The following is a 22,322-nucleotide window of genomic DNA, read 5'->3' as shown; positions in this document are numbered from 1 at the left end:
TATCTGCGTTCATGAATCAATCTACTGTATCAAATAATAAACTGCTAGTTAAAAATTCTTTGATGCTCTATCTTAGGATGTTCGTAAATATGGGAGTTAGCCTATTTACGTCAAGACTAATTCTGAATGCTTTAGGAGAAACCGATTTTGGTATCTATAATGTAGTTGGTGGTATTGTAGTGATGTTTACATTCATTAATGGCTCTATGAATAGTTCTACTTCTCGTTTCTTGACTGTGAGTTTGGCAAAAGGAAATTCCCAAGAATTGAAGGCAACTTTTAGCTTTGCTGTTACTATTCATGCCATATTAGCTTTTATTATTTTACTCTTGGCAGAAACTTTTGGCTTATGGTTTTTTTACCATAAGATGATTATACCAGCAGAGAGGATGGATACAGCATTTATCTTATATCAGCTTTCTATAATAACTACGATGTTGTCTATAATGAGTGTGCCTTACAATTCTTCTATTATTTCACATGAGAAGATGAATGCTTTTGCTTATATTAGTATTTCGGATGTAGTCTTTAAATTGCTGATTGTGTATATTGTCATTTATTTGCCTTGGGATAAATTATTGCTTTATGCATTATTGCTGTTTATTACGCAGATAGTCAATCAACTCATTTATATCATATATTGTCAGGTACATTTTGAAGAGGCAAAATATAGTTTAACATGGAATAAAAAGCTATTTGTGGAAATGTGTGGCTTTGCAGGTTGGAACATGACTGGTAATTTCGCTTTTGTCTGTTATACGCAAGGTTTAAACTTGCTGATAAATATGTTTTTTGGTCCATCGGTGAATGCTGCCAGAGGAATTGCGATCCGAGTACAAGGTATTATTTCTAATTTTGCATCCAATTTTCAAACAGCCATTCACCCACAAATAACAAAAAATTACGCAGTTGGGAATTATGAGTATATGCAAAAACTGATTTTTGCTGAATCAAAATTTTCATTATATTTACTTTTATTGTTGTCTTTGCCTGTACTTGTTGAAGCACAATTGATATTGAACTGGTGGCTTGTAAATGTACCGGAGAATACTGTTGTATTTTTGAGGATCATGTTGTTTACGACTTATATAGAGACCACAACTAATCCCCTTCTAGTGTCTGCTTTAGCAACTGGTAATGTTAAAAAATTGCAGCTGGTAATCTGCCCTCTATTATTATGTATTCTTCCTTTGTCTTATCTTTTTTTGAAGTTTGGAGCACCTGCTTATTCTGTCTTTATAGTAAATTTGCTTATTTTATTTCTCTCATTAATAATTCGAGTCTTTATGCTTAAACCTTTTATTGGTTTATCTCCCAAGCATTATTTTGTAGATGTTATCATTCGATGTATGGGCGTTGGAATTTTATCTTCTGTACTGCCAATTTCTTTTTACCTGATCGTAGAGCTACCATTTATTCGTTTTCTTACAGTGTGCTTATCGTCTGTACTATCTGTCATTACTATGGTATATTTTATTGGGATGAACCATCAAGAACGGTTATTTGCCAAGATAAAAATCAGAAATATGATAAAGAATAGAAATCTTCCAATAAAGAACTAATAGTTATGATTTCAATTGTTATTGCAGCATATAATGCGGCTCCTTTTATAGGTATTTGTATAAATAGTTGTCTGAGTCTGATGGAAGCAGAAGCGGAGATTATTGTTATAAATGACGGTAGTACAGATAATACTTTGACTATTTGCAATCAGATGGCTAGTCGGCACTCCAATATTTTTGTTTTCTCACAGGATAATCAAGGTGTTAGTGCAGCACGCAATGAAGGGCTTTTGAGGGCCCATAATGAATGGGTTTTATTTATGGATGCTGATGATTGGTTAAATAAACGTGATATGGAATTTCTTATTACGAATTTGAAGCAGCTTGGTGAAGCTATTGATATTTGTACATTTGGTTATAATACAATTCTGCAGGATAAGATTATAGAGCATCGTGAACAGGATAGGGTGTGTGCACCAATAGAGATTTTAAATTCTGCATCATTTAAATTGGCAAGTTGGAATTATGTGTTTCGACGTACTCTATTGATAAATAATGATATAAATTTCCCTGAAGGTGTGATTTGTACAGAAGATCAAAACTTCAATATAAAAGCATTGTGTCAAGCCCGCGTAGTGCAATCTTTCAATTTGATAGTTTATAATTATAATTGTACAAATATATATTCTGCTTCACATAAGAAACACTCGGAGGCATGGATTAAGAGTCGGTTGCTTTCTGCTAACAATATATTATCTTATTGTATATTGCACGATGTGCCTTTACTTAATGTTTATGTTCAAGTAAAAAGGTTGTATGAATCTTATATGAATGATTTTACAACAGATATATCGGTGAAGGAAAGAGCAAGTTTCTTTATCTCTGAATATAATAAGACCGTTTCTTATTTGCCTGAAATAAAGAATATAAGAAAGTTTAGATTGTGCTATTATAACATGTGGTTGGGGCTTTTGCTTTTTAAAATTCATAAAATTATAGTTTACATAAAAAACAGATGAGTATGTGGTTATCAAAACTGAAAAGAGTATTTTCTAATATGCTGTATATTGATGAAATAATAGATGATATTGTTTCATATAAACTTAGATTCTTAAAACTTGATGTATTTGCAAATATTAACAAATTGGGGGGGGTAAATTTGCATCCTTTTGTAGATAGCCAAGGCTATACGCATACTGTGACGGTATCTTTAACTTCTTATGGTGATAGAGTATATTCTGTATGCTATGTAATATATAGCATTTTGATGCAATCCGTACAACCTAACAGAATAATACTATGGCTTTCTGAACAAGAATATAATGATGAAAATTTGCCACAATCATTGAAAGATTTGAGAAGTAGGGGGGTGGAAATAGCTTATTGTCCGGATTACCGTTCGTATAAGAAGATTATTCCTACTCTCCGGAAATATTCGGAAGATGTAATTATAACAATAGATGATGATGTGCTGTATGGACATGAAACTTTAGAATATTTGATTAATGCTTATTTACAGGAACCTGAATATATTTGGTTTATGAGTGGTAGTAAGATGGCCTTTGATAAAAATGGAAACATAAAACCTTATGTAACTTGGTATGATGAGCATTTGACGGCATTAGAATGTAATATTAAGAATTTTCCTACAGGAATTGGAGGTATCTTATATCCTCCTCATTCTTTGGCTGAAGAAGTGACTGACGAGACTTTATTTATGAAATTAGCTCCTACTGCCGATGATATTTGGTTGAAAGCAATGTCTTTAAAGCAAGGTACAAATTGCAGGCAAATAAAATTAAATAAGCCTGTAATGCGCTTCCATACTGGTATAAAGGAAGTGCAAACTAGTGCATTGTGTAAGGATAATATAGAAAAAAATCTGAATGATAAGGCTGTGCACGCTGTTTTTGATTATTTTGATTTGTGGAAACTGTTTAATTAGATAACTATTTTATGCATCTTTGTAATTTTACTTTCATTATTCCTCATAAAAATATACCCTCTTTATTACAACGGTGTATTGACTCTATCCCTCAAAGGGAAGATGTGCATATCGTAGTAGTTGATGATAATAGTGATTCTTGTCAAGTGGATTTTAGCCATTTCCCGGGTCTTAATAATCCTTTTGTGGAGGTTATATTTACGAAAGAAGGATATGGAGCAGGTTATGCTCGTAATGTAGGGTTAAAACAAGTACAGAGTAAATGGGTTTTATTTGCAGATGCAGATGATTTTTTTACGCCAGAATTGAATGTCTTTTTGGATAAATATAAAGATTCTACTGCAGATGTAGTTTTTATTACTAATAATACGATTGATTGTGATACATTCATTCCACAAAATCAAGATTTAAAAGTGGCGGAATTAGCTAAAGAGTGTAATCATGAAAATGAATTTGATCCTTTAAGATACAAGTCTCAACCTCCATGGACAAAAATGGTGAAGATGTCGTTAATAAATCAGTATCATATCATGTTCGATGAGACACCTGCTTCAAATGATGTATGGTATAGTGTACAAGTTGGATTTTATGCGCGAAAAATAGAAATTTCTAAAGAAATAGTATATACAAGAACAATTAGACAGGGATCTTTGCAATATTCTCTTGATAAAGAGAGGCTGTTAGCTCGTTTGAAGGTAGGATATAAAGTTAATACTTTCTTAAGGAATCATGGAAAAATTAAATATTATAATGAGATATGGGGGTATTTATTAGATCTTCGCAAAATTAGCTATCCATTGTTTTTTATACAGTTTTTTAAATATATATATAAGACCCCTTTTTTCATTGTAAAAAAACATTTGAAATACAAATTCTTAAAACTTTTCAGATGAATAGTATATTTTATCGTTTAAAGAGGAAAATACTAAAAATGTTTTGTTCGAAACTAGCGTATATGTTTTGGGAGGATAATGAGTCTCTTCGTAGTCATGTAGGTAATTATTATACTAGAACATGCAAAGTAGTTGGTGAGTTTTCTGCTCCTTGTTTGATTATGATGGTAGATGGGCGTTTCCCACATGGTGGTTTGGCGGATAGATTGCGTGGATGTATTAATCTGTATAAGTTTGCAAAAGAAAGGGGTATGGATTTTAGAATTTATTGGAAATCTCCTTTTGATATTCATGAATACTTAACTTGCAATGAATATGATTGGAAAATAGATCAAGATGAAATATCTTATTTTATGGGTGATTCTTTCCCTGTTACTTTGGGCAGTTATTATAAGCAATATTCTTTATCTGAAGCAAAAGAAGCGGAGTTTCAATATCAAAAGATGAATGAGATTATAGATTCCCATCTACATATAAAACAGTTTCATTTTTATACTAATGCTCACTTTGTAGATGATAAGGAATATGCCGAATTATTTAAAGAACTTTTTGTTCCTTCCGAAGGACTCCAAGAAAAGATTTCTTTTTATAGCAAGGTACATAATTATTCTCCATATCTTTCAATGGCTTTTAGATTTAGGCAATTATTAGGTGATTTTGAGGATGCGTCTGGTGGAGAAGTATTGTCAGTGGCAGAACGGAAACAATACATTGAGGATAGTTTGCATCTTATAGATAAGGTTTATGAAGAAAATAATGGTGAGCAAATGATATTTGTGACTTCTGATAGTAAAGACTTTATCAAAGCCGCTAGTGAAAAATCGTATGTATTTACTGTTTCCGGTGAAATAGTGCATATTGATAAACAGTGTACATTAGTAAAAACAGATTATAGTAAAGAGTTTCTTGATATGTTGATGTTAGCACGGAGTAGTTTTATTTATGTATGCAAAAAAGAGCGTATGTTTACGTCTGGATTTTCGTTAAATGCTGCTAAATTGGGGGGGTAATATTTAAAATAATTAAATATTAAACTGTCGTAATAGTATAACTAGATAAGTATTAACACTGAAGCTAAAACAAGGCTAGCATGAATGACTTTAAGCATTTTATCCTAACTCGTTTCAATATACCTTTCATTCGTAAAGATAGTGTAGACTTTCTATTTTCTGATTCTTATTTGAATGAACGTTATTCTATATTTGAGAATACATGTTTCTCTTCAATGTGTAATCAAAAAAATAAAGATTTTATATGGTTGGTATTTTTTGATAAAAGAACGCCCAAGTCTTTTGTACATCGGAATGAACAATTACAGAAGTTGTGCAAAAATTTTAAGCCAATTTATGTTGATATGAATTATATAGCCAATTTAGCAATTGAATCGTCTTATGTAATATACGCTAATGAGATTGCTCCTGTTAATGAGAATGATTATGGTGTAATGATGGGGCGAATATGGTTGGCTGAATACTACAATTTGCTGATTCGTTCGTATTGTGAAGATTCTATAGAATATGTGATAACAACCCGTATTGATAACGATGATTGTTTTGAGTGTGATATGGTAGAGGCTGTAAAGAAGTATGCAACAATCGATACGGTTGATCATATTTTAAGTTTTGATATGGGGATACAGTATTTTAATAATACGTGTATAGCTCAACGCTTTTATTATCCTAATAATCATTTTACATCGATGCTCGAAAAGCTGGATAAACCCTTGCGAACTGTATTTTATTGGGATCATTTCTTTGTAGAGGAATTTATGCCTGTAATTCATATTTCAGAAAAGCCACTGTGGCTCGAAATATTACATAACTCGAATGCGATAAATACTATAAAATTGAATCGTAAAAATAGTTTATATTTGTCAGGGCTTGATTTGCATCCTTTTGGCATTGATCTCAAATATTCATCGATAAAGATTCTTGTTTCGTTGTTAATAAATCCTAGACTCTATTTATATCCGTGGATTAAGTATATTTTACATCTCGCTGCACTAAAAAAGTTTCTGAAAAAGTGATGAGTGTTCCTTTTATTTCAATTATAGTACCAGTATATAATGTTGCTCAATTTTTATCGATAACATTGGATAGTATTCTGAATCAGCAGTATACTAATTATGAAATTATTCTGATCAATGATGGATCAACTGATGAAAGTGCGGAGATAGCACAGCGATATGCTTCTAATGATCAGCGTATAGTTTTTATAGATAAGTGCAATGAAGGTGTTGCTACAACACGTAATAAGGGGTTAGAAGTAAGTAGAGGGAATTATATCATGTTCTTGGATGCGGATGACATAATATATCCTAACACACTAGATAAAATAGCTGCAATGCTTCGAACAACAAATGCCGATTTATTGAGATTTGAGCATCAGACTATAGATGAAGAAGGAAATGAACTGTATCCAAATTACAATATAAGAAGGCGTAAGAAATATGTTGGTTGTGAATTGGACGCGGCTACTTTCATGAACAAAATTTTATTAAATGAGTACTATATGTGTCTCAATATCTTTAAATCCTCGCTTATTAAATCTCATCATATTTCATTTTTACCAGATTGTACTTATAATGAGGATACACTATTTATATTGAAAAGTTTATTATATAGCAAGAAAAACTTTTATATTCCAATCAAGGTGTATGGGTATAGGAAATATAGTGAAGCTGTGACTGCTAAGTTTTCAATGAAGAATTATGAGGATGTGAAACTAGTGTTTACTGAAATTATTCAAATGTCTGAAAACATAACTAATAATTTGAGGACTTCCTTTAAGACTGTTGCAGAAAGTCTTGCCATTCATCTTTATTTGGAGAAGTCTAATATGAATGTTCTTGATGGTGATCTAGATGCTATTATATGTCAATGTACAAATAGGCCGGTTATGGTGGAATGGAAATGTATCTCTTTGTTGGGGGATAAAGGTTTTAAGTTATGGAGGAGTCTTTTTCTTCTTAAAAGGATATTAAATCGATTAATGTAATAGAGGTAGATATAATGATCCATCAATTCCTAAATAAAGACTCCAAAACAAACTGGGGTTATATCATTGGATATTTCATATTATTCTTGATTGCACCTCCTTTTATTGCTATTCCCACCATAATAGTTTATATGGTCACTAAATCCCATGCGACTAAATCTGATTATTATCTGTGTTTCTTTGCTATTGCAGGTTATTTTGCAGCTATTAATGCCACGAAACGTATGGGGGGAGATCAATGGCAATATTATGTTGCTTATATGAATGTTCCAGATGTGGGGTTCTGGAAATCATTGGTTTACATCTATGGAATAGACTATTTTAAAGATTCGTCTAGAATGCAAGTTTCAGGAGAGTTTATGAATGGTATATATAACTATTTGGGATATTATCTTACCTTTGGTTATTATCCTCTGTATGCAGCGTTGTTGACTTTTATGGACTACTTGCTTGTTTTTTGGGGATTACGCAGATTTTGTTTATCAATGAAGAAACCGCATATACCTATAATAGCCGGGATTTTTACATTATCGTTTTTTTATCTTTTTTTTCAATATACCTTGCAAATTCAAAAGCAATTTCTTGCCCAGTGTATTATGATGTACGTTTTAGGAAATTATGCCTATTATGGTAAAATGCGAAAGAAGGATTGGATTATGGCTGTTTGTGCAGTGTTTACTCATGCTGCAACGTTGCTCTTTGTACCTTTCTTTATTTTCAAACCTCTACATCGCAGATTAACGAAAAAGGGCTTGTTTTTTATTGGAGCAGCTTTTGCTATACTAATTATTATAGCTCCTAGATTGGCATCAGGTATAGCAACAGATACTAGTTCTGCTTTGACATATGGTGTATCTCGCTTGGCGACCAGTGAAACTCTTAATGATACGGAGTTTGGCCTTGTATGGGCTCAAGTCTTTATAATAGCTCTTCCTATGGCATTAATTGCATTCCGCAAACTATGGCTAGAACGTAAAACATTATCTGATAGTAGTGCCTTTATTCTGAATATTACTCTTTTATTATTGCTTACTATAGTAGCAATGTATAGACAGCCATTAGCGCAATATCGTTATTTTATGATGTTATTTGCCTTCATGCCTTTTATTTATCCTTTTGCTTTTGATAATATCAGAAATAGGGATATGTTGCTTAAAGTGATTGCAGTAGTGATGATTTTGTGGTTTTACTATCAGTTCGAACTAATTGTTTGGGATTATGCTTCTCTAGTGGATATTATTATTAAGAGTCCGATTTTTCTGTTATTTGGTAATTATTATACGGTATAGTAGATATGCATATTTGTTTTGTCTGTCGTGAATATCCACCTTCATTAAGAGGTGGTGGAATAGCTTCGTACATAAAAGAAGTTGTACATGGTTTACATGCAGTTGGACATCAAATTACAGTGATTTGCGCATCGGATAATACATGTCAAGAATCAATGTATGATGATGAAGGTATATGCGTAATACGTCTTAGAGGGGGGGATTTTCTTATTCCTGAAGTCGAGAAGCCTTCTTTATGGAAGAAATTTCGTCCTCTATATCGTTTTTATAGTTATCGTAAGCGCATTGTGCTAGCTATAAGGACGTTAGGTGATGTGGATATAATAGAAGTGCCTGAATATGGAGCAGAAGGGTATTTCTTACATCAACTGAATATTCCCGTGGTGGTACGATTGCATACACCAATGTTACTCGATCATTATAGATTTTCTCTTCAATCTTTCTCAAAAAATAATTGGCATTACTACTGGCAAGGAAAAAAGGAGCTCCAAGAGATGAAAAAAGCTGCCTATTTGTCATCATGTAGTACTTCGCTCAAAATATGGGCAGAACAGTATGCCGGAGTAATGAAAGACAGAGCGCGGGTGATTTATAATCCTATTGATATGAATGCGTGGAAGGGCTTTCAGAGAAAAGAAGAATACCGTGAAGTGAAAGAGATTCTTTTTGCTGGTACTATTTGTGATTGGAAAGGATGTGGCGATTTAGCGGAAGCTTGCCGAATACTTCATCAAGAGAATGCTTCTTGCCAGTTTCGTTTAAGTTTAGTGGGAAAAACTGGAATTTTTGCGGAACAATTACATGCTAAGTATGGAGATGAACCTTGGTTTAATTTAGTAGGTAAGGTACAACGTGAGGAGTTGATGGAAAGATATACTACCGCTGATGTAATTTGTTTTCCTTCATGGTGGGAAAATATGCCTATGGTATGTATTGAAGCGATGCTTTGCGGAGGAATAGTATTAGGTAGTAGTTCGGGCGGTATGAGTGAAATTATTGAGGATGGTAAAAGTGGATTTCTGATAGAACCTCGTAATCCTCGATGTTTAGCCGATAAAATAAGGCAGATATTTAATTTATCGGAAGGAGAGAGGGCCAATGTCTCATTGAGCGCTAAGCAGCGTATCAAAAATGCTTTCAGCTTGGATATGATTATAAAGCAGCAGATTCCTTATTATAAGGAAGTGGTAGAGGATTATAAGAATAAGTAAATATGATTAACAGAGATTATAGCGTGACTATTCGTACGTTGGGAACAGCCGAAGATAAATATCAACGCACATTGGATAGTATTGCCACACAAAGCATTCAGCCTAAAGAAGTAATTATTGTTTTGGCTAATGGTTATGAATGCCCTAAAGAGCAATTGGGGTATGAACGTTTTGTGTTTGTAGATAAGGGTATGGTCAATCAGCGTGTTGCGTGTTTTGATGAGTCTTCTTCAGAATATACTTTAGCCTTAGACGATGATGTAGAGTTTTCCTCAAATTTTGTGGCTTCTTTATTTGATACTATGGAAAAGTGTAAAGCGGATTTTGTTTCTCCGCTGGTAAAAGAAGTGAACATTTCGGGGGGTAGATATACACTAATTAATAAAATAAAAGATTGGCTATTGGGCGTTTCTATTAGAAAACGTTTGAAAGATTCATTCATGGTGAAAGTATGGCGTACTGGTGGATTTATAGTGAATAGTGCGGTAGAAGATAATAAACAGTATTATAGTCAAAGTGGTCATGGTACGTGTGTGTTCGGACGTACAAAAGCCTTGAAAGAGTTGCATTTTGAAGAAGAGTTATGGTTGCAAGATGCCAAGTATGCATTACCAGATGATATGGTGATGTTCTATAAACTTTATTTGAGAGGTAATGTGATTGCTATGAATCGTGAGGTGGAGTTTGTACATCTTGATGCTGGTTCTTCGCTAATGGATGACAATAAAAAATTGAATAATATATATGCTTCGGCTCGTAATGGTTTAATCTTTTGGCATCGGTTCATTTATAAATGTAGGGATAAGAAATGGCTATCTATACTGTGTATTGTCCGACGCATATTCTTTACTTCTCTTTTCTCCTTACTCAAAGGAGTCGTAAAACGGGATATGCGCTATTTTAATACTTATGTAAAAGGATATAGGGATGGATGGAAATACATTCATTAAAGAAAAACAATGAAAATACTTTGGATTTCACCGTGGTTCGGTAATTACCGAATACCGGTATATGAAAATTTAAATAAACTTTGTAGTGGTAATTTCTACTTGATTTGTTCAGAAGAGAATACTTCAGAACTGGTAAGAGGGAAGTTGAAAGCGGTATTAGGTAATCATGCTATTGTGATGAGTGGTGAACAACGTATGACAATGGGGAGTGATGAGTCGGACTTTGCCAATAGTGCGTTAGTAATAAAGAAGCAACCAGGTTTGTATAAGACTGTGAAATCTGTGGAGGCAGATGTGATTATTACTGAAGGCTTTGGGGGATGGGCTCCCGCTGGTATTCGCTATGCGGTGACACATCGAAAAAAACTTTGTATGTTCTATGAACGCACAGCTTACGTGGAACGTAACTCCCCTACATGGCGGTCGATGTATCGCCGATTGGTAGGTATACCTGTGGATTATTTTCTAATTAATGGTACGCTTACAGAGGAATATTTGAATGAGGGCTTGCACTTTAAGAGAACTCCGAAAGTAAAAGGTTGTATGTGTGCGGATAGTTTTGGCTTATCACAGGCAGTGGAAAAAGTAACTAGGGCAGACAAAGACGCTCTGCGCGAAGAATTAAAATTAAAAGATGGACTGACTTTCCTTTTCGTGGGTCAGATGGTGGAACGCAAGGGTATCAAGGAATTACTTGCAGTATGGGGGCGGCATATTACTGAATATCCAAACGATAACTTATTGGTAATAGGTAAAGGGATTTTAGAAAAGCCTCTAAAAGAACTGTATGCGGGGGATAATTCTATTCATATCATGGGTGGTATCAATTACGATGAACTCTATAAATACTATGCACTTTGTGATGTATTTATCATGCCTACGCTTGAGGATAATTGGTGTTTGGTGATACCGGAGGCAATGGCATGTGGCAAACCTGTGGCTTGTTCTATTTATAATGGTGGTCATTATGAACTGGTGCAAGATGGGGTGAATGGGTATAAGTTCGATCCTTTGAAGCCTGAATCCATTATAGATATATTAGCAAAATTTCATCAAGCTGATTTGTCGGCTATGGGACAAAAGGCGATTGAAATAGAAAGTAATTATACGCCTGATAAGGCGGCGGCCCGCATCTTTGAGGCTTGTGAAAAAGTATATAAGCGATGAAGATTGATTGTAGTAATATGCCTAATGGGGCAAGCAAACTAAACTTTATATTGCGCTATATTTTCAATCAGTTACGTACGTGGTATATGTTTCATATACGTTATCCATGGGTGAAATATGAGGGTTTTGTACGAGTAATGAAAGGCACGGGCTTTGCACAGAATATGGATGTACGGATAGGACATAATGTGCAATTCGGTGATTACTGCAATGTAGCTTCCAATGTGTATTTTGGGAATAATATTTTGATGGCAGGTCGTGTATGTTTTGTGGGGCGCCAAGACCATACATTTTCTATTCCGGGCAAAACAATATGGAGTGGTGAGCGTGGAGATAATGGTATTACTATTATTGAGGATGATGTGTGGATTGGTACTGCCGCTATCATTATGAGTGGGGTTACAATAGGCAGAGGGAGTATTGTAGCTGCCGGATCGGTGGTAACGAAAGATATACCGTCTTGTGAGATATGGGGTGGAGTACCAGCAAGGAAGATTCGTGATAGGTTTGAAACGGAAGAAGAGAAGAAATATCATATTTGTCATGCAAATTTTAAATAATCAAAGATATGTACAATAAATCGAGGATTGCAATATTAATGGCTACTTATAATGGAGAGTGTTATTTAAATTATCAGATAGAATCTATTATGGGGCAGTCTTTTGAGGACTGGACACTATACATAAGGGATGATGGCTCTTCTGATTCTACTGTAGAAATAGTGCGTGAATATTGTAAAAAAGATAGTCGTATTATGTTGGTTGATGATGAAATTAAGCATAGGGGAGCAAAGAAAAGTTTTATTTGGCTATTGGAAAATATTCATTCTGAATATTATATGTTTTCTGATCAGGATGATATATGGTTACCTCATAAAATAGAATCTACTTACTTAAAGATGCTTGAAATGGAAAGTGTTAATCCTACTACACCCATTTTAGTTCATACGGATTTGGCTATTGCAGATGAAGATGGTTTCGTTGTGAAGGGATCGCGGTATAAATATGACAAACTTTATCCTGATTGGTTAGATAAATTGAATTGGTTTATTGTATCTTATCGAATATGTGGCAATACGATTATGCTAAACGATAAGGCAAAAGTGGTAGCACTTCCTTTTGATGATAGAATCTATATGCATGACTGGTGGGTAGTGTTAATGACTCTTAAAATGGGGGGGGTAGTTTGTAATTTAAAGAAAAGTACAATTCTTTATAGACAACACAGACAACAAGTTGTTGGTTTGAAAAGCTTTAATTCTATTGAAAAAAAAGAAGATGGTAAAATATCTAATTTTTTAATAAGGTTGAAAGGTAATTTCTATCAGTACAGTTTACTGAATGAATGGGTTGGTATTTCATTTTCTAATTATATATTTCATAAACTCGTATTTTGGATATATAGGTTATTGGAAAAACGTGGATGAGACTTCATCTTTTAGAATAAAGAGGAATACATATGAATACAAATAAATACGCTGTTAGCATAATTTTGCCATGTTATAATGTGTCACAATATATAGAAAGAGCTATTGATAGCATACTGATACAAGATTTTAAAGATTATGAGATTATAATCATAAATGATGGTAGTACAGATAATTTATTGCAAAAATGTGATGATTTAGGATATACAGAGAAAGGTTATATCAAAATATTGTCTTTTAAGAATCAAGGATTATCTCAAGCTCGGAATGAAGGTTTAAAGATAGCTCAAGGAGAGTATGTGTATTTCTTTGATCCTGATGATTATATAAATCAAGGAATGTTATCCAAAGTTTATTTAAAAGCAAAAGAGGGTAATTATGATGCAGTACATTTTGGTTTCCAAACTATTTATGAAGATCAAGGAGGTATACATTATGACAAAGCTGAATCACCATACGTATATCAGACAAATGACGAAATAATACATAACTATCTTCCTCGCTTTTTAGGTATAACTCAAGATAATATAAATAGTTTTGTAGACTTGAATCATCTGTGGAATAGTAAAGAATTCTCTGGAGTATGGCGATTTTTATATAAGAGATCTGTTCTAATAGATAATAAAATATTATTTCCTAAGGGAATTAAATTAATAGAAGATAAATTGTTTAATGCTAGATTCTTTTGTTATGCTAAAACGATAGCGCTGATGGATGATGTGTTGTATAATTATGTAATTAAAGAAAAGGGCTTATTGACTTCGTCTTTAAATAATGTTAAGGGGCTAGTGGAAGATAAAATAATAGGTATTGAGCAGAGGGCTATCTTACGAAATCTTTATTTGAAAGAGAAAAATATAGATATTTTTTCATATTATATTGGTACTATTGTGTTTAGTGCTTTAGAATTGATAATGCGTTTATCTGATATATCTTTCTTCTCTTCTAGGAAAGAATTGAAACGATATATGAATATGGAGGATGTTAGAGTTGGAATTAAGGAAATAGATGTGTCCCACTTGCCTTTAAAATTGCGTTTGCCTATTGTAATGTTGAAATATCGTTTGACTTATTTATTATTAGGTGGAATGAGAGTTCTTAAAATGATGGGATTAAAAGTTAATATTTGAATCATAGTATGAAACGTAATATATCTTTGGATATAGCAAGAGGGCTAAGTATTGTGCTGATTGTATTGAGTCACACTCCTTTTGGTTACTCATATCTCTTTGATTTCTTCTATGTACAGGTCTTTTTCTTTTTGAGTGGAGTTTTTATAAAATCTTCGCATACAGTAGAAAATAGTTTATATAAGAAAGTGAAAGCTTTGATATATCCTTACCTGTTTTTTGCAGTTATCAGTTCTATCGCTGTATTAATGTTGGGTAGAAATACTATTGACGGAATTCATCTTTATGATCCCGACTCGTTTGATAATGGGCCTCTTTGGTTTCTAATAGCATTATTTACATTAAATATTATGTTCTTATTACTTAATGAACTGCCTCAATATGTGCGTTTTTGTATGTTGTGGGTAATTTTTGGTGTTTGCTATTATTTAGGACTGAATGGAATAGATGACTATACAGATATTACCAAAGCTGGTATTTCGCTCCCTATCTTGCTTGCAGGGAATTATTATTTAAAAATAGAACCTTTTTTTAGAAAATACCGATATGTAATTTGTTTGCTTTCGATATTGTTATGTGCACTCTTTATTTGGGTGATACCTGTACATATAGGAATCCGTTGGATGAAACTTCCAGATAATATATTGTTATATCTACTAGCTTCTTTTTCGGGTATTGCTTTTATTTTGTCTATTAGTTGTATTGTAGAGTCAATTCTTATATTACGTAAAAGTTTATCATTTCTTGGAGGTTATTCTCTTTTTATTTTGTGTATGCATTGGCCTATAATACGAATGTTATATGATAAGGCTCATATTTCAAATAATAATATTATTGCTTTTGTAGTTGGTGCAATTGTGTGTTTTACTACGGCAGGTATAGGTGTGATTCTGAAAAAATATTGTCGTTTTTTCTTTAAATAGAGTTGGCAAAAATGAAGCAAAGAAATATTAGTATTGATATTTTGAAATGTTTTGCTGCACTGATTATTACCAACTCGCATATGGATATACTTTATCCAAAGTTTGGTGCATTAGCTACTGGTGGTGCAATTGGTGATGCTCTTTTTTTCTTTTGTTCTGGTTTCACTCTATTTTTGGGTAGAATGGGGCGATTTGATAATTGGTATAAACGACGCATTAACCGTATTTATCCTACTATTTTTGCATGGGCAATACTTGGTTCTTTACTATTTGGTTATCAAAATAATATAAACAATGTACTTCTATCCGGAGGGGGATGGTTTGTTAGTTGCATAATGTTATATTATGTGTTGTTATATTTTATACAACGCTATATGTTTAAATACTTAAGATTAGCATTTATGGCAGTAGCAATAGCATGTGCTGTTTACTTTATGTTAATAAATACTCCAATGGATTTTAATATGTATGGAGCGGGATATTTTAAGTGGTTTCATTTCTTCATGTTTATGTTGATGGGAGCGATGATGGGTATTTCACAACGAGAATACAAGTATCATTTTGTATGGGATGGATTGAAACTGATAGGATGTGTTGTAGCATTTTATGCACTATATGCCTTTAAAGATATTGCGGTATATAATAAATTTCAGATGTTGACTTGGATTCCATTGTTGGGTACAGTATTCTATTTTTTCAAGTTATGCAACTCTGATTTTATGAAAAAGGCCTATCATCATTGTACAGTAGGCTGGATTATCAAACTGGTTGGTGGCTTGTGCTTAGAGATATATTTGGTGCAAACTGCTTTGTTTACAGATAAGATGAATGCAGTCTTTCCGCTTAACTTAATCGTAATGTTTGCAATTATAGTATTTGCAGCGTATATCTTACGTTGCAGTGCAAGGCTATTTGCACAGACATTCAAGGATATGGATTATGATTGGAGGGCAGTGTTTAAAGCTGTATAAGTATTAAGATGAATCTAACTAAGGAACATTCTATACAAATTAAAGGAGTAGCCATTCTTTGTATGGTATTATTTCATTTATTTGGTTTTCCTGAACGTATTCCAACTAGTGTGCAGTGGATGGGAATGCCTATTATCAAGGCACTTCAGATATGCGTACCTATATACCTTTTTATGGCAGGGTATGGTTTGCAATGTATAGTAGCAAAGGGAACAGTAACATGGATGAGCATTGGAAAACGGTTGAAGAAATTATACCTGTCTTTTTGGTGGGTAGCGATACCATTTATTTCTGTCGGTTGTATTGTAGGATATTATGCCCCTGATGTAAAAAACATCTTTTATAATTTATCGGGGCTTACAACTTCATGCAATGGGGAATGGTGGTTTTTTTCGCTCTATGCGGAGTTACTCGTTTTATTTTACTTTGTCAGTAAGATCAAATTAGGATGGAAAGGTTATCTGCTATTGATGTTGGGTTTATTGATTCTTACAAGGGGGGTAAACTGCGCATTACATTTAGATGAGGAGGTGATTGTGGAGAGGCATCTGAAAATGATATTAATAGATTTGAATATCTTTATGCTGGGCTGTTTCTTTGCTAAGTTTAATATTTTCGGATGGCTGCATGAACGATGTTATTGGCTCTATGAAAAAATATACTTGGCTCCGTTACTTCTTGTGATACCGATTTTAGTGCGAGCTTATTTGCCTCTTATTGGTGTTACAGAGTTGCTGATAGTTCCTATGTTTTGTATAGGGATTGTTAATATATGTAAAACGGGGGGGGGGGGTAAAATCTTACTTTTCTTTGGAAAACATTCAATGAATCTTTGGCTTGTTCATTCATTCTTCATTTTTTATTTTTTGAATGGTATTTCTTTTATTACAAATAGTCCTCTTGTGATGTTTATTACTGTATTAGGATGTTCTTTGCTATGTTCTATAATCATAGAGCTCATAAAATCTAAGATTCATATTTAATTTTATATGCTTTCTATTTTAATTAACGCCTACGCATGTTCACCGAATATGGGTAGCGAACCGGGTATGGCTTGGAATTGGTGTGTAAACTTGGCTAAGTATTGCGAACTACACATCATTACTGAAGGTGAATTCTGTGACAAAATAGAGGCGGTAGTACCTACATTGCCGCAAGGTGGTAATATGCACTTCTATTATAATCCGGTATCGGAAGAGGTGAGAAGGATGTGTTGGAATCAAGGCGACTGGCGTTTTTATAAACACTATCGTACTTGGCAATATCGCACGTATGAGATGACTCTTGATATTATGAAGATGCATCATATTGATATAGTGCATCAACTCAATATGATTGGTTTTCGTGAACCGGGATATCTTTGGAAGATAGAGGAAGTTCCGTTTGTGTGGGGACCTATCGGAGGATTGAAACAATTCCCATTGGCATACCTTGAAGGGGCTGGATTAAAAATGAAACTGTTTAATAGATTGAAGAATATTATTAATGTGCTTCAGCTGAAATACGATAAACGAGTAAATGCTGCTTTTAAAAAAGCTGATGTTTTAGTCAGTTCTATACCAGATTCTTATCGAGCCATTAAAAGATATAAAAGATTGGAATCAGTGGTAATACCGGAAACGGGATGTTTCCCTTTGGCATGCGTTTCTACAGAACGATTTGATAATGCCATTTTCCATGTTTTATGGGTAGGGAAATTTGATTTTCGGAAACTGTTGCCTTTGGCTTTGAAAGCGATTGCTGCAACGAAGAATGAACGAATCTTATTAGATGTTTATGGTACAGGTACAGATGACCAAGTTTCTACAGCAAAGGCTTTATCAGTGTCGTTGGGTATTGCTGATCGAGTGATATGGCATGGGAATAGACCAAATCATGAAGTGCATAAGAATATGCGTTCTTCCCAGATATTTTTATTTACTAGTGTGAGTGAAGATACTTCCACTGTAGTGTTAGAAGCTGTAAGTAATCAGTTGCCAGTAGTGTGTTTTGATGTTTGTGGTATGGCTACAGTCATAGATGAAACAGTTGGTCGTAAGATAACGTTGTCATCTCCAATACAATCAGTCAAGGATTTTGCTAAAGTATTGAATGAATTAGAAGCAGATAGAAGTTTGTTAAAACAACTGTCATTAAATTGTCGTCAACGACAAGAAGAATTGTCTTGGGATAATAAGGTAAAACAGATGCTGGAACTGTATAAATCATGCTTTTTCACCGTATAGTGATACGTTTTGATGAGAGCTAAGAAATAATTTCCGCAAAATCCGCAAAATAAGTGAATGAAATTAATCCTCTAATTTTTTAATTTCATATGATTAAGTTAAAAGAACTCTCTATCATGGAGAGTATAAATCAACTAAAAGCATTACCGCAAGGTAAGTTGCTAATAAACACAATTAATGCACATTCTTACAACACTGCCCTAAAGGATCCACTCTTTGCCAATGCATTGATAAAAGGAGATGCGCTCATCCCTGACGGGGCAAGCATTGTGAAAGTTTGTAAATGGCTAAAGATGCAAAGCCAACCGCGAGAACGAATAGCAGGTTGGGATCTCTTTGTTTTTGAGATGAATCGCCTTAATGAGAAAGGAGGTCGATGTATGTTTATGGGTAGCTCGGAGAATGTTTTGGCATTGATTAAACAACGGGCAGCAGTGGATTATCCGAACTTGGAAGTGGTGACTTATTCACCTCCTTATAAACCAGAATTTTCACAGGAAGATAATGTAGCTATTGTGGCGGCTATTAATGAGGCAAATCCAGATCTGTTATGGATTGGTATGACGGCTCCCAAGCAGGAGAAATGGATTTACAGTAATTGGCAAAAATTGAATATTCATTGTCATGTGGGTACCGTAGGGGCGGTGTTTGACTTTTACGCTGGTACTACTGAACGGGCTCCATTATGGTGGCAACAACATTCGTTGGAATGGCTCTACCGATTGATAAAAGAACCTAAGCGAATGTGGCGTAGGTACTTGATTGGTAATGTGTTGTTCTTGTGGAATATTTGTAAAGAGATATAGATTATACAATGACATGAAAGGTATTGTTTTAGCTGGTGGTAGCGGTACGCGTTTGTATCCTATTACCAAAGGCATTAGCAAACAGCTGATTCCTATTTTTGATAAACCGATGATTTATTATCCAATTTCAGTTTTGATGTTGGCGGGTATTCGTGAGATATTGATTATCTCTACTCCACATGACTTGCCGGGATTTAAGCGCTTGCTGGGTGATGGTAGTGATTATGGCGTGAGGTTTGAATATGCAGAACAACCGTCACCTGATGGATTGGCACAGGCCTTTATCATTGGTGAGGATTTTATTGGTAGTGATTCGGTCTGTTTGGTGTTAGGTGATAACATCTTTCATGGTAATGGCTTTAGTACCATGTTGAAAGAGGCGGTATACATGGCAGAAAAGGAGCAAAAAGCTACCGTGTTTGGTTATTGGGTAAGTGATCCGGAACGCTATGGTGTGGCGGAGTTTGATGACGAGGGTAATTGCTTAAGCATTGAGGAAAAACCTGTACAGCCAAAATCGAATTATGCGGTAGTAGGGCTTTATTTCTATCCTAATAAAGTGGTAGATGTAGCGAAGCACATTAAACCGTCAGCTCGTGGAGAATTGGAGATTACCACTGTGAACCAGCGATTTCTGGAGGATAGTGAGTTGAAAGTACAGACACTGGGACGTGGCTTCGCTTGGTTGGATACGGGGACACACGACTCGTTGAGTGAAGCATCGACCTTTATTGAGGTGATTGAAAAACGCCAGGGACTGAAAGTTGCTTGTCTGGAAGGTATAGCGTTTAGACAAGGCTGGATTGATGCTGGCAAGATGCGTGAGTTGGCCCCACCGATGCTGAAGAATCAATATGGGCAGTATTTGTTGCAGGTAGTAGAGGAAGTGGAACGTACAGGAAAGAGTAATTTATGAATAAAAGAAATATTATCATTACCGGTGGAGCCGGATTTATAGGCAGTCATGTGGTACGTTTGTTTGTGAACAAGTATCCCGATTACCATATTATCAATCTGGACAAGTTGACTTATGCGGGAAATCTGGCTAACTTAAAAGATGTAGAGAATAAACCAAACTACACTTTTGTAAAAGCGGATATTTGTGATTTTGAGATGATGCTGAAGATTTTTAAACAGTATCATATAGATGGGGTCATTCATTTAGCTGCCGAAAGTCATGTGGATCGTAGTATCAGGGATCCGTTTACTTTTGCTCGTACTAATGTTCTTGGAACTCTCTCTTTATTACAAGCTGCCAGATTAACTTGGGAGTATCTTCCGGAAGGCTATGAGGGTAAGCATTTCTATCATATTTCAACTGATGAGGTGTATGGAGCATTGGAATTGACGCACCCGGAAGGCAAGTCTTCGGATATATCTGCACACGAAGTATATGGCGATGAGTTCTTCAAAGAGACAACAAAGTATAATCCACACTCACCCTATTCGGCTTCGAAAGCGGGTAGTGATCACTTTGTACGCGCTTTTCATGATACTTACGGTATGCCGACTATTGTGACAAACTGTTCGAACAACTATGGACCTTATCAGTTTCCCGAAAAGCTGATTCCGCTGTTTATTAACAATATTCGCCACCGCAAACCGTTACCTGTGTATGGTAAGGGAGAGAATGTGCGCGACTGGCTCTACGTGGTAGATCATGCAAGGGCCATAGATGTGATTTTTCATAAGGGTAAGGTAGCGGATACATATAACATCGGCGGCTTTAACGAGTGGAAGAACATAGACATTATCCATGTGATTATTAAGACTGTGGACCGATTACTAGGTAATCCTGAAGGACACAGCGAGGAACTGATTACTTATGTAATGGACCGTATGGGACATGACTTACGCTATGCTATTGACTCTACGAAACTGAAGAATGAATTGGGCTGGGAGCCTAGTCTGCAGTTTGAAGAGGGTATTGAGAAGACGGTGCAGTGGTATCTGGATAATCAGGAGTGGATGGATAATATCACCAGTGGTGCTTACGAGAGCTATTACGAGGATATGTATAAGAATAGATAATCTATATGGAAGTTGTTAAGACAAATATTGAAGGGGTGGTAATCATTGAACCGCGTCTTTTTAAGGATGACAGGGGGTATTTCTTCGAATCGTTCTCGCAAAGGGAGTTTGACGAAAAGGTACGTCCTATTAAGTTTGTACAAGATAATGAAAGTATGTCCTCGTATGGAGTGATGAGGGGACTACATTTTCAAACTATGCCTTACAGCCAAAGCAAGTTAGTACGTTGCGTAAAGGGTGCAGTGCTGGATGTGGCTGTTGATATCCGCAAAGGTTCGCCTACCTATGGTCAGCATGTAGCGGTAGAATTGACAGAGGAGAATCATCGTCAATTCTTTATTCCTCGTGGTTTTGCTCATGGTTTTGCTGTATTGAGTGAAACAGCAGTGTTTCAATATAAATGTGATAACTTTTATGCTCCACAACATGATGGAGGTATCAGTATATTAGATGAATCACTTGGCATTTGTTGGAAAATTCCTACTGGTAAGGCTATCTTAAGTGAGAAGGACACTAAGCATCCACTATTGAAAGATTTTGAATCTCCATTTCTGTATGGAGAGGATTTATATAAATAGCATATAATAATAACGATATATGTAGGTCCCTAATTTCATGCTACACACATGAATCCCCTACATTTTGCAGGTTGGGAAAAATACAGCGGTATATTCCTGATCTGTCCCCCTCATATTAGCAAAATGCTGATATGTATTCTAAATATATCAACTGTCTGTGAAGATCGTTGATATATTGTTTTTTAATAGTAAGTAACTAATTAAAATTAAGCAGCATTATGTTTAAGTTTAATACCCAAGGTATCCCCGACAGCCGCCAATGCCCTATTGACGGTGTA

22 protein-coding genes are annotated in these 22,322 nt (G+C 34.7%); all 22 read left to right on the top strand.

What is annotated here, in order from left to right; genetic code table 11:
* Positions 1-11: 11 nt before the first annotated feature.
* Entirely contained in the window at positions 12-1,562 is a 1,551-nt protein-coding gene (locus tag KQP79_RS17310) for an oligosaccharide flippase family protein (protein WP_081104654.1), read from the top strand.
* Between the two features lie 5 nt (positions 1,563-1,567).
* On the top strand, positions 1,568-2,521 hold the full coding sequence (locus tag KQP79_RS17305) for a glycosyltransferase family 2 protein (protein WP_081104653.1): 954 nt from the start codon (positions 1,568-1,570) through the stop codon (positions 2,519-2,521).
* Between the two features lie 2 nt (positions 2,522-2,523).
* Positions 2,524-3,447, top strand: a complete 924-nt coding sequence (locus tag KQP79_RS17300; protein ID WP_061448666.1) for a hypothetical protein — start codon at positions 2,524-2,526, stop codon at positions 3,445-3,447.
* A gap of 11 nt (positions 3,448-3,458) precedes the next feature.
* Positions 3,459-4,340 carry a glycosyltransferase family 2 protein gene (locus KQP79_RS17295; protein WP_061448665.1) on the top strand — a complete coding sequence of 294 codons (882 nt, stop codon included), beginning with the start codon at positions 3,459-3,461 and terminating at the stop codon, positions 4,338-4,340.
* A complete protein-coding gene (locus tag KQP79_RS17290; RefSeq protein ID WP_264386542.1) occupies positions 4,337-5,350 on the top strand; it encodes a hypothetical protein in 1,014 nt (337 codons plus the stop codon). The genes KQP79_RS17295 and KQP79_RS17290 overlap by 4 nt, the downstream gene beginning before the upstream one ends.
* Positions 5,351-5,430: 80 nt before the next feature.
* Entirely contained in the window at positions 5,431-6,366 is a 936-nt protein-coding gene (locus KQP79_RS17285) for a glycosyltransferase (protein WP_081104652.1), read from the top strand.
* Positions 6,366-7,337 carry a glycosyltransferase gene (locus tag KQP79_RS17280; protein WP_061448662.1) on the top strand — a complete coding sequence of 324 codons (972 nt, stop codon included), beginning with the start codon at positions 6,366-6,368 and terminating at the stop codon, positions 7,335-7,337. The genes KQP79_RS17285 and KQP79_RS17280 overlap by 1 nt, the downstream gene beginning before the upstream one ends.
* A 14-nt stretch (positions 7,338-7,351) precedes the next feature.
* The gene (locus KQP79_RS17275) at positions 7,352-8,626 is read left to right on the top strand and encodes an EpsG family protein (RefSeq protein ID WP_061448661.1); all 1,275 of its coding nucleotides are present in this window, start codon (positions 7,352-7,354) and stop codon (positions 8,624-8,626) included.
* A 5-nt stretch (positions 8,627-8,631) separates the two neighbouring features.
* A complete protein-coding gene (locus KQP79_RS17270; protein ID WP_061448660.1) occupies positions 8,632-9,837 on the top strand; it encodes a glycosyltransferase family 4 protein in 1,206 nt (401 codons plus the stop codon).
* 2 nt (positions 9,838-9,839) lie between these two features.
* Entirely contained in the window at positions 9,840-10,787 is a 948-nt protein-coding gene (locus KQP79_RS17265) for a glycosyltransferase (RefSeq protein ID WP_061448659.1), read from the top strand.
* A 9-nt stretch (positions 10,788-10,796) separates the two neighbouring features.
* Positions 10,797-11,954, top strand: coding sequence for a glycosyltransferase family 4 protein (locus KQP79_RS17260; RefSeq protein ID WP_061448658.1), 1,158 nt, complete (start codon positions 10,797-10,799; stop codon positions 11,952-11,954).
* Positions 11,951-12,514, top strand: coding sequence for a DapH/DapD/GlmU-related protein (locus tag KQP79_RS17255; RefSeq protein WP_008999205.1), 564 nt, complete (start codon positions 11,951-11,953; stop codon positions 12,512-12,514). The genes KQP79_RS17260 and KQP79_RS17255 overlap by 4 nt, the downstream gene beginning before the upstream one ends.
* Before the next feature lie 8 nt (positions 12,515-12,522).
* The gene (locus KQP79_RS17250) at positions 12,523-13,380 is read left to right on the top strand and encodes a glycosyltransferase family 2 protein (protein ID WP_061448657.1); all 858 of its coding nucleotides are present in this window, start codon (positions 12,523-12,525) and stop codon (positions 13,378-13,380) included.
* 32 nt (positions 13,381-13,412) lie between these two features.
* Positions 13,413-14,510 carry a glycosyltransferase family 2 protein gene (locus KQP79_RS17245; RefSeq protein WP_081104651.1) on the top strand — a complete coding sequence of 366 codons (1,098 nt, stop codon included), beginning with the start codon at positions 13,413-13,415 and terminating at the stop codon, positions 14,508-14,510.
* Between the two features lie 8 nt (positions 14,511-14,518).
* Positions 14,519-15,433, top strand: a complete 915-nt coding sequence (locus KQP79_RS17240) for an acyltransferase family protein (RefSeq protein WP_061448655.1) — start codon at positions 14,519-14,521, stop codon at positions 15,431-15,433.
* Positions 15,434-15,444: 11 nt separating this feature from the next.
* Positions 15,445-16,404: an acyltransferase family protein gene (locus tag KQP79_RS17235; protein WP_061448685.1), complete on the top strand. Its 960-nt coding sequence runs from the start codon at positions 15,445-15,447 to the stop codon at positions 16,402-16,404.
* A gap of 8 nt (positions 16,405-16,412) precedes the next feature.
* Positions 16,413-17,387 carry an acyltransferase family protein gene (locus tag KQP79_RS17230; protein ID WP_195537800.1) on the top strand — a complete coding sequence of 325 codons (975 nt, stop codon included), beginning with the start codon at positions 16,413-16,415 and terminating at the stop codon, positions 17,385-17,387.
* A 6-nt stretch (positions 17,388-17,393) separates the two neighbouring features.
* On the top strand, positions 17,394-18,629 hold the full coding sequence (locus KQP79_RS17225) for a glycosyltransferase family 4 protein (RefSeq protein ID WP_061448653.1): 1,236 nt from the start codon (positions 17,394-17,396) through the stop codon (positions 18,627-18,629).
* Positions 18,630-18,718: 89 nt separating this feature from the next.
* A complete protein-coding gene (locus KQP79_RS17220) occupies positions 18,719-19,435 on the top strand; it encodes a WecB/TagA/CpsF family glycosyltransferase (protein WP_061448652.1) in 717 nt (238 codons plus the stop codon).
* 13 nt (positions 19,436-19,448) lie between these two features.
* Positions 19,449-20,351 (top strand): glucose-1-phosphate thymidylyltransferase RfbA, encoded by a 903-nt coding sequence (gene rfbA / locus KQP79_RS17215; RefSeq protein WP_061448651.1) that lies wholly within the window; start codon positions 19,449-19,451, stop codon positions 20,349-20,351.
* Positions 20,348-21,466, top strand: a complete 1,119-nt coding sequence (locus KQP79_RS17210; protein WP_061448650.1) for a dTDP-glucose 4,6-dehydratase — start codon at positions 20,348-20,350, stop codon at positions 21,464-21,466. Before rfbA ends, KQP79_RS17210 begins: the two co-directional genes overlap by 4 nt.
* Positions 21,467-21,471: 5 nt before the next feature.
* The gene (rfbC, locus tag KQP79_RS17205) at positions 21,472-22,044 is read left to right on the top strand and encodes a dTDP-4-dehydrorhamnose 3,5-epimerase (protein WP_061448649.1); all 573 of its coding nucleotides are present in this window, start codon (positions 21,472-21,474) and stop codon (positions 22,042-22,044) included.
* Positions 22,045-22,322 lie beyond the last annotated feature (278 nt).

The organism is Bacteroides sp. DH3716P (assembly GCF_025914115.1).
Lineage (GTDB): Bacteria > Bacteroidota > Bacteroidia > Bacteroidales > Bacteroidaceae > Bacteroides > Bacteroides ovatus.
This window is presented reverse-complemented; position numbering and strand designations above follow the sequence as displayed.